Below are 9,515 nucleotides of genomic sequence, written 5' to 3'. Positions count from 1 at the left end.
CAGGTACATCAGTCCTGTCTCAGGCGAACCAGGTTCCTCAGACCGTTCTGTCTCTGCTGCGTTAATCGTAAGCAACATGGTATGAATTTTAACCCGGCCTCGTGCCGGGTTAAATATATCAATCGCTTGTGTTTTATTGTCATCTTAAGTCTATTTTTAACAGTATCTTCATGATTCTTCTATTCTAATTTTTCCATTCCGTGTCTTTTCACTTTTAAATCCAGTGCTTATTGAGCATTTTTGGGCTCGTTTATAGTTTAAAAAAAAGCCATAAGTGATTGTTTATAATGCAATCAAGTCAGGGGCAATAAGGAATAGATTCCAGTAAATTTTTTTAGGAGAAAAAACGGAGTGTTGATTTTAATGCTTTAAATAGCATGGTAATTGATTGGTTTATTTATCATTTAGTTTGATTTTCTCTCTTTAGAATGGAAGTATTTATACATCCGTTTTGTCTACAAGGCTCCTTTCTATGCCACGCGTCTTTATCAGCACACTTCAACTTATCGACTACAGAGATGAAACACTGGCCATTTTGGACCTGATCGGTGGGTTCATCGATAACGGATGGGGTGTGGATGTCTATTGCCATCAGTATGATGTGCGCATAAAAAATCTGATAGAGAAGAAATTTCCAGGTAAAGACATTTTTGCCACTGCTGATACTGATCATGTTTTCAATGAAAATTATGATCTATTCTGGATTCAATATTTTTCATTAAGTACAAGTATATTAGACCGGTTTCTGAATGGTGGTGTCACAACGAATATGATATTCGACCACCAGTCATTGGATAGTCGAGAGTCCGCATCAGCTGATATTTTGCTTGAAAATCGCTTGTGCGATCGTGCGTTAGTCACATTGCCACGTTTGAGCGATTTTTTGAATGAGAGTGGGATAACGAGCTCGTTGATATCTGTGTTCCCTCCTTCTGCGCCTGATTTATATTTTAATCACACTTCACTGGTAAATAACAATAGTCTAAAAAAGATACTTGTTGTCGTGGAAGAAACAACACCGATGCTCAAGGCGTTGATAAGTGAATTGGAGAAGTTTTCGATAGTTTGTGAAATCATGAACCGAGAACAATGGGTTCATAATAATTCTGTTGCGGATTTTGATGCTATTGTTGCTAGTGGGATTATTGCACAATATGCGCTGTGTGCAGGAAAACCGGCCTATTTGTACCAAGACAATTTGTTCATCGGATATATTACCGATGAACTGACTGAAGGTAATGTGTTTCGTAATGAAACAACTGGAAAGGCTCTTTCTTCCGAGGAAGTAGCAGAGAGCATTTATAAGGGTTATGAGCAAGCGGCTAAATATACCCAGAAACGTTCAGATTATTATAATAAATCCTGGCGGTTATCAAATACGTTACCATCACTGATTGACAGCTTGCCAGAGCCGACGCTTAAAACAATAACCGATCAGGAACTGCAAAGGCTTGCTCTTCATAACTTAACGTTGCAGGATAAAACGAAGCCTTTTTATTCTGTTGATAAGTGGTTGAGCGAGCGGTTGATTAGTCCTGCTCGTCGTGATTTATTACAAGCGTTTATCCAAGCCTATCCAGATATTGGTAATATAAGTATTGCGGTACTGGCACAATCTAACGATAAAAATGCCATCAATGCTTCATTGGCTAGTATCCATGAACAATTTTACTCGGCCAAAGAGGTCTATGTATTGACCTCTAATGGTTTCACTTGTGCAGGTGCTCCCGGAGCGATCACATGGCTATCATCCGATCTGGCTGAGGAAAGCCCGCTGAATGCCGTTCTGGCTCAAACATCAACATCCTATCTATTAGTTTTACGTGCCGGGGAACGTTTACTTCCGCATACATCATTATTATTAGCTGAGCACCGCCTGCGTTTTCCTTCGGCGAAAGCCTTCTATTTTGACGAAGCGATCCTGAAAGAAGGTAAAGCAGAAAACCCAATGCTTAAGCCTGAGTGTAATATTGATATGTTGCGCAGTTTCCCCTACATAGGCCGTAATCTCGCTGTTGATGTGTCAACTTTGCGCCAGCAAGGTATTATTCCTTCGATAGGTGAATCTCTTGAATTACATGATGTCGTTTGGCAACTGGTAGAACAAGAAGGGCCGCAAGCGATTGGTCATATTCCTGAAGTGCTGGTTTATACCACAGACTCATTGTTCGATTGGTTGAACAGCGACGGTGTGACACAGCACTATCCTGATATTATTCAACGTCATCTTGCTCGTTGCCATGTTGAAGCTGTTGTTTCAGAAAGAAACAATGACGGCATATGCCGTATTCAGTATCAGCATGCAAATAAGCCGCTTGTTTCCATTATTATTCCTACGCGTGATCATCTACCTGTCATCAGTCGATGCATTGAAACGTTGATGGAACGTACGCAATATCTCAATTATGAATTGTTAATTGTAGATAATCAGTCAGCAGAGGCAGGTGCATGTCAATATTTAAGACAACTTGCTGCAATGGAGTTAACTCAGGTTCAGGTTCTGTCGTGGCCACATCCATTTAATTTTTCCGCTATTAATAATTTTGCTGCTCAAAAAGCGAAAGGCGATGTCCTGCTTTTCCTTAATAATGATACCGAAATTACAAATGGGGATTGGCTGGATGCTTTATTAAATCATGCACTACGTCCTGAGGTTGGCATTGTTGGGGCTAAACTGGTGTTTGATGATGGATGCATTCAGCATGGCGGTATTGTATTAGGTATGAATGATAGTGCCGCGATTGCGTTTCAGGGGATGGGGGCGGAATCAAAAGGTTATATGAGTCGTCTACGTACGACCCATAATGTCAGTGCGGTCAGTGCGGCTTGCATGATGATGCGGCGTGACGTTTATGTTGAACTTGGTGGATTTGATGAGCAGCAATATCCTACCTATTTTGGCGATGTTGATCTTGCGCTTAAAGCTCGACAGCAGGGGTATTTGGTTGTGTGGACGCCAGATGCTCAAGTGATGCATTTAGGTGGAGCATCGCGCTTATTACAGCAGCACTTCAAGTTACCACCGTTACCTCAAAAGTCAGATGTTGACCTGCTTTATGATCGCTGGTTACCGCAGCTCGCGAACGATCCCTGTTATCACCCAGCTTATGGTAAGCATGCTCCGGGGTTTTCTCTAACGCCAGAAATGGCAAGATGCCAACGCGCATTACCAGGGCGACCTCTGCCAGTGGTTATTGGGAGTCATAGTGATTGGCATGGATGTGGTCATTATCGTGTTATTTTCCCTTTTCAGGCTCTAGAGAGAGAGATGCATATAGAAGGGGGACTGAAACATGGTGTACCAAAACTGGTCGATGCGGTTGATATGGAGCCCGATGTTGTGATTGTTCAATCCGCCGCTGGAGCCCAGACGCCGGAGATGGTGGCACAGTATCGCAAATATACGCGTTCATCGATTGTTGCGGAATTCGATGACTATATTCTTAATATCCCTATCAACAGTGGTAATAGAAGAGCGTTCTCACAGCAGTTAATTAAAAATTTCCGTCGTTCGCTGGAATCTGTTGATTGGGTTGTGGTTTCTACGCCAGCACTGGCTGAAGCCTATTCAGCCTACCACTCAGATATTCGTGTTGCTTATAACCGGCTACCTGCATCCTGGTGGAAAGGGTTAACGAGCCTGCGTCAGCAAGGGCGTAAACCTAGGGTGGGGTGGGCTGGCGGGAGTAGTCATAAAGGTGATTTGGCTATTCTCCGTTCGGTGGTGAAAGCGCTTGAAGATGAAGTTGAGTGGGTTTTCATGGGGATGAAACCTGAAGGTGTGAAATGTGAATTTCATGCAGGCGTCCCTATTGAATATTACCCACAAAAAACAGCGAGCCTGAATCTCGATTTAGCACTGGTACCGCTAGAATATAACCTGTTCAATGAATGCAAAAGTAACCTGCGACTCATGGAGCTAGGGGCTTGTGGAGTGCCTGTAATTTGTACTGATATTGAGCCTTATCGCTGTGGTTTGCCCGTAACACGGGTTGATAATCGTTTCAAAGATTGGATGGATGCAATACGTATGCATATCTCTGATATGGATGCGACAGCAAGAGTAGGCGATCAACTGAGAGATGCCGTGTATAAAGATTGGATGCTGGAAGGCGAGGGCTTGACGGATTGGTTACAGGCCTGGTTGCCAAAATAGCGAGATATCGTAGTAACACAACATGAGGACGTGCTAGCGCATTGGTTGCTGAAGAGCCAAGGGCGGTAGCATTCTTATCTTTAGATAATGATGATAGATTTTTTGTAAACTGCGAATATGCAATACTTGATTTTTAGGATAAACGATGAGTAAAAAATTTAAATATCCTTATGTAATTACTGTTCCTGGTTATATTGAAGCCTCTCTTGGTATTCAGGTTGTTCATAAACTTTGTCATCTTATTAATGAGAATGGCGGAGAGGCATATATTGTTTCTCCAGAAACCAACCCAGAATGGAATACGCCACAATTAACTTCTGGGCAGTTTAACGAATATAAAAAATCCGGAGAGGCATTTATTGCTGTTTATCCTGAAATAGAGTCAGGTAACCCTCTGGAAGCTCCTGTCTGTGTCCGATACATGCTGAATAGAGAAGGGGTTCTGAACGGCAATAGTATTAATGCAGGAGAGGATGACCTCTTTTTCTTTTATCGAAAAGAATTTGCTGAAAACGAAGTAAATATAAATCTGCTGACTATAACAACATGTGATTTAACCGTTTTCTGTAATGATGTCGAAGAGAAGGATATAGATTTTCTTTATTTAAACCGTGTGCCAAAGAAAGTTGTGAATTTCTCAGAGTTGCCAGAGAATATATCCATTCTTTCCATGGAAAATCCGTTATCTCTCAATGAACTTGCTAAGGTACTAAAAAGAGGTCGAGTTCTCTACTCTTATGAAGCATCAGGTACATGCTCATTGGCAGCATTGTGTGGTTGCCCTGTTGTTGCTATGGTTGCACCAGGATATGAGAAATATGCGATAACCGAAAAGACGCTACCTGATATTGGCGGTGGTGGGATCGCTTGGTGCGATACACCTGATGAAATAGAGAACGCACGTAAAACAGCTTACAAAGTAAGAGATTCATATCTGGAATTGGAGACGGTTCTTAAAAATCAACTGGCGGAGTTTTTTTCTCTTACTCAAACGCATGCTGAAAACTATGCTACTAAGCATGCAGAGGAAAACATCAAGCATTGGTTAGAATGTAGAAAAATCATTGACTCGGAAAAAGTAGAATTTATAGGAAAAAATGTTTCTTTTTCCAAGAAAAAATCACTGTTAATTTATGTGTATGATTGTAGTAAAGATGATGCCGCTATCTGTAAAACACTACGTTCATTATCAACTATTTATAGCCTTTATCCATATATTCAGTGTGTTGTGTATACAAATAAAAAAATCAACTTGACTGATTTTTCTGATTTTGTGCGCATCCGTGATGCACATAATATCATCCAAGATATGCGAAATACAATTCAGGATGAAGATTTCGAGTGGTTTCAGTTTATTAATGCTGGGACGGAAATTGTTGCTGATTCATATCTTGTAGCTATAAGTAATATTACTTCTGAAAATGATTTTTATGCCATATATACTGATAAAATTGTTGTAGATAATAATGGAGAGATGGAGTCATGTTTTCTACCTGACTTTAATATAGATTATCTACTTAGTACTCCAGCTATCTTATCAAAAGGCAGCTTTTTCCATCGAGATGCGTTTTTAAAAATTAATGATCTTCCTAATTTATCAGTGACTTCACTAGAGTTTGAGATATTAATTGAACTAATCATGATGTTGGGGGCCTCTAGAATCGGTCATATTCCTGAACCTGTGCTTATCTTTAGGAAAGACGATCTAACTCCGAGTAATGAAGAGTCAAGAATTATTACTAACTACTTGAATTTTCAAGGCTATCATGATGGCGAAGTTGTAAAAAATCAGTGTGGGGCAAACCGTATTATCTATAATTGTTCCGCAGAGTTACCAAAAGTTAGTATTGTTATCATTGAAAATAATAATATAAACGCGCTACAGCGCTGTGTTACAAGTTTATTAGAGCGTTCTAAGTATTATAACTATGAAATTCTCATTGTAAGTTGCAATACTGATAATGAGGAGGTTATTCATTGGTTAAATGAAATTGGGAGTATAGACTCCCAAAGAATGAAAGTAATAAAAGTAAAAGATAAAAAGGGAAAGTCTTCTTTAATTAATATTTCTGCAAGTGAAGCTCTCGGTGAATATTTGCTTTTATTAGACGCGACAATATTTCCTGTCCATGATGAGTGGTTGCAAAACTTAATGAATCATGGTCTACGGCGGGAAGTTGGTTGCGTTGGTGGTAAGATTATTCATCTGGATGAAACTATTTATTCAGCAGGCTTGGTTCTAGGTATAAATGGTGTTGCCGAAAGTCCATTCTTAAATGTGCGTTACGATAGCCCTGGTTATACACTGCGTTTAGCCGTTGATCAAAACTACAGTGCAATGTCATCAGAATATTTATTAATAAGAAAGTCCATTTTTCAAAGTGTGGGGGGAATGTCAGATACTCTGACGGAAAACTATCTGAGTGATATTGATCTATGCTTAAAAGTCTATGCGGCAGGATATCTATCTGTCTGGACTCCATATTCTATTGTCGCCACTGATCGACGTATTGAACAAGGATTTTGTAAGAGCGAAAAAATATCTTCGCAGGAAATGAGTATATACGAAAAATGGCTACCCGTTATTGTCAGTGATCCTGCTTATAATAAGAATTTATCGTTATCAAAAAGCTATTCTTTAGAAAAAAATATAAAGCCTGGGCTGCATTTATTGCATGAAAAAAGCTTACCTAGCGTAGTATTGTTACCTGAATTATCTGATTTAGCTTCATCTTATCGTTTGCTAGCACCTTTTCATGAAATGAAAAATTTCGGTATGGCTGATGGGGCAGTACTTTCTGAAAAAATAACTGTTTCTGAATTTTATCGCTATAGCCCAGATGTATTTATTACCCACTATAGCCACACGTTACTCAATCAATTAAAACGACTAAAAGACTTTTTTGCCATATATGATGCACGTAATTTATTTAACCCCTGTTTTTTTGATAAAAAAAATAAGAAGGATGGATTTACTTTACTAAAAGAAGAGTTTTCGGTTTTTAATCGAATTATTGTTGGTTCTGAAATTATGGCTGAAAGGTATAGCAAAACACATCATGATGTTAAAGTATTGCCCACTTTTTTGCCTATGGAGTGGGGAAATATTAACTTATCTGAAAATAGGCAGAAAAAACTGAGAGTGGGATGCATAACTGTAGATCTTAAAGAGGAAGATCTTGAGTTAATATATGAAGTGATTCGTGATTTTTCAAATGAAGTAACATGGGTGTTTTTAGGCTACTGCCCACCCCAGTTAAAAGCCAGTGTTCATGAACTACATCGTTATCAGGGGCTAGCTCAGTATCCTCAACAATTGGCATCACTTAATCTTGATATAGCGGTAGCACCACTAGCAGATAATATATTCAATCGATGGCGGAGCAATACGCGCCTTTTAGAGCTTGGTGCTTGTGGTATTCCTGTAATTTGTAGTAATATAAGTAGTTATCAAAGTAATTTACCTATTAAACTAGTGAAAAATAGATATAAAGATTGGTGTGGTGCTATAAGAGAATATATTAATAATCACGATGATGTACGAAAGACAGGCATGGTTTTTCAGGACGAAATTAGAGCCAAGTGGCTGCTTGATAGAAGGAATCTTGAAGTGATAATGAATGCATGGTTATAATCGAGATATTATATTTTCCCGTTTTTATAACTTCAGATAATTTTTTAGAGTAAGGTCGATATAAAATGAAAGTAGGAATCATGCAGCCCTATTTTTTCCCATATCTCGGGTATATAAGTTTAGTAAAGCATACTGATCGGTTTATTTTTCTTGACGATGTCCAATTCATTAGGCACGGATGGATAGAGCGTAATAGAATATTAAAGCCCGCGGGAGAGTGGCAATATATATCAGTCCCCCTAAATAAAAAAACATTTACGACAAAAATAAAAAATGTAGAAATAAATAATAACACTGATTGGAAGGGAAAGATAATTAGGCAGCTAGAGCATTACAAAAAAAGATCTCCGTTTTATAAGGAAACTATTGCTATTGTTGATGATGCTTTATCGATAGAAACAAATAGTATAGTAGAGTTGAATTTACATGCATTAAAATCTGTTTGTAGTTATCTAAATATAAATAAAGATATTTCTATTTTTTCTCATTTGGGTATAGAACTTGAAACACCAAATGAACCTGATGACTGGGCTGTTAATATCTGTAAGGAAATAAAAGGCGTAACTCAATATTGGAACCCTATTGGAGGCATGAGTTTTTTCAATAAGGAAAAATATCATGAGGCTGGGATTGAATTAATATTTCATAATGTAAATTTATTACCTTACAATCAACTCAATAGACTTACTGATTTTGAGGCTGGCTTATCTATTATTGATTGTATGATGTTCAATTCCCCTGATGAGCTGAATAAAATGTTGGATAATTATGAGTGCTTATAAAGAATATGGCGGTTTTCTTCAACTAGAATTTGGTCGAGGAAAAAACTATCACCCAGATGCCGTTTATCTTAACTCTGCAAGAAACTCATTAAAATATATTGTTCGCCTCTACAAGATAAAAAAAATAGCAGTGCCTTACTTTACTTGCCCTGTTGTATGGACAGCGCTCAAGGAAGAAAATTGCGACATCATCTTTTATGATTGCGATTTGAATATGAATCCGAACCTGAATGGTCTTGGAAAAAACGATTTTATCATTGTTAATGACTACTTTGGTGTTAGGTCTGAAAAAGTAAATGAGTTAATTAACTGTTATCAAAATATTATCGTTGATAATGCTCAGGCTTTTTTTTCTGAAAACTATGGTCGCGCCGGTTTCTACAGTCCGAGAAAATTTTTTGGATTACCAGACGGTGGCGTGGTAGTTACGTCAGGCAGGCTTGATGAGTCATTAGATATTGATGTTTCATATCATAGATGTTTACATTTACTTAAGAGGCATGATTTAGGCGCTAGCCTGGCATATTCTGATTTTTGTGAGGCAGATAAGAGTATTGACTCATTACCTGTGAGATACATGTCACGTTTAACAAAGAATATGATGTCTGGTATTGATTATGAATTAATAAAACAGAAACGAAGGGAAAATTATAACCGCATACACAGTCGTCTATCGGGTATAAATCTATTGGATGTGGCGTTATCTGATAATGACACGCCTATGGTCTACCCATTGTTAATTGAAAATAGAGACATAAAAAAGAAATTGATTGCCGAAAATTTGTATGTTGCAACATACTGGCCGGGGCTTGAAAAGGTATGTCCAGCAGATAGCATGGCAATATATCTGAGGGATTACGTTATTCCAATCCCTGTAGATCAGCGTTACAGTATTGAAGACACAGATGTAATGTTAGATATCGTAGAGTCAGTGATATAAGGA

Annotated in this window: 4 protein-coding genes; all 4 read left to right on the top strand. The window is 38.3% G+C overall.

Translation table 11 applies throughout. The annotated features are described in order from the left end of the window. Window positions 1–472: 472 nt before the first annotated feature. The 4 genes from NXT09_RS06450 to NXT09_RS06435 all read left to right on the top strand — a co-directional run bounded on the left by NXT09_RS06450 (window position 473) and on the right by NXT09_RS06435 (window position 9,512). Window positions 473–4,156 (top strand): glycosyltransferase, encoded by a 3,684-nt coding sequence (locus NXT09_RS06450; RefSeq protein ID WP_268579182.1) that lies wholly within the window; start codon window positions 473–475, stop codon window positions 4,154–4,156. Window positions 4,157–4,301: 145 nt separating this feature from the next. Then, complete coding sequence (locus tag NXT09_RS06445) at window positions 4,302–7,790, top strand: glycosyltransferase (protein ID WP_268579181.1); 3,489 nt, start codon at window positions 4,302–4,304, stop codon at window positions 7,788–7,790. 65 nt (window positions 7,791–7,855) lie between these two features. Continuing rightward, entirely contained in the window at window positions 7,856–8,572 is a 717-nt protein-coding gene (locus NXT09_RS06440) for a WbqC family protein (RefSeq protein ID WP_268579180.1), read from the top strand. Continuing rightward, on the top strand, window positions 8,559–9,512 hold the full coding sequence (locus tag NXT09_RS06435) for a PLP-dependent aminotransferase family protein (protein WP_268579179.1): 954 nt from the start codon (window positions 8,559–8,561) through the stop codon (window positions 9,510–9,512). Before NXT09_RS06440 ends, NXT09_RS06435 begins: the two co-directional genes overlap by 14 nt. Window positions 9,513–9,515: the final 3 nt, after the last annotated feature.

The sequence above is a fragment of the Pectobacterium jejuense genome, from assembly GCF_026800125.1.
Lineage (GTDB): Bacteria > Pseudomonadota > Gammaproteobacteria > Enterobacterales > Enterobacteriaceae > Pectobacterium > Pectobacterium jejuense.
This window is presented reverse-complemented; position numbering and strand designations above follow the sequence as displayed.

Coding starts and splice junctions, on each gene's coding strand:
- NXT09_RS06440 (WP_268579180.1), top strand. CDS start 7,856: ATGAAAGTAGGAATCATGCAGCCCTATTTTTTCCCATATCTCGGGTAT.
- NXT09_RS06445 (WP_268579181.1), top strand. CDS start 4,302: ATGAGTAAAAAATTTAAATATCCTTATGTAATTACTGTTCCTGGTTAT.
- NXT09_RS06450 (WP_268579182.1), top strand. CDS start 473: ATGCCACGCGTCTTTATCAGCACACTTCAACTTATCGACTACAGAGAT.
- NXT09_RS06435 (WP_268579179.1), top strand. CDS start 8,559: ATGAGTGCTTATAAAGAATATGGCGGTTTTCTTCAACTAGAATTTGGT.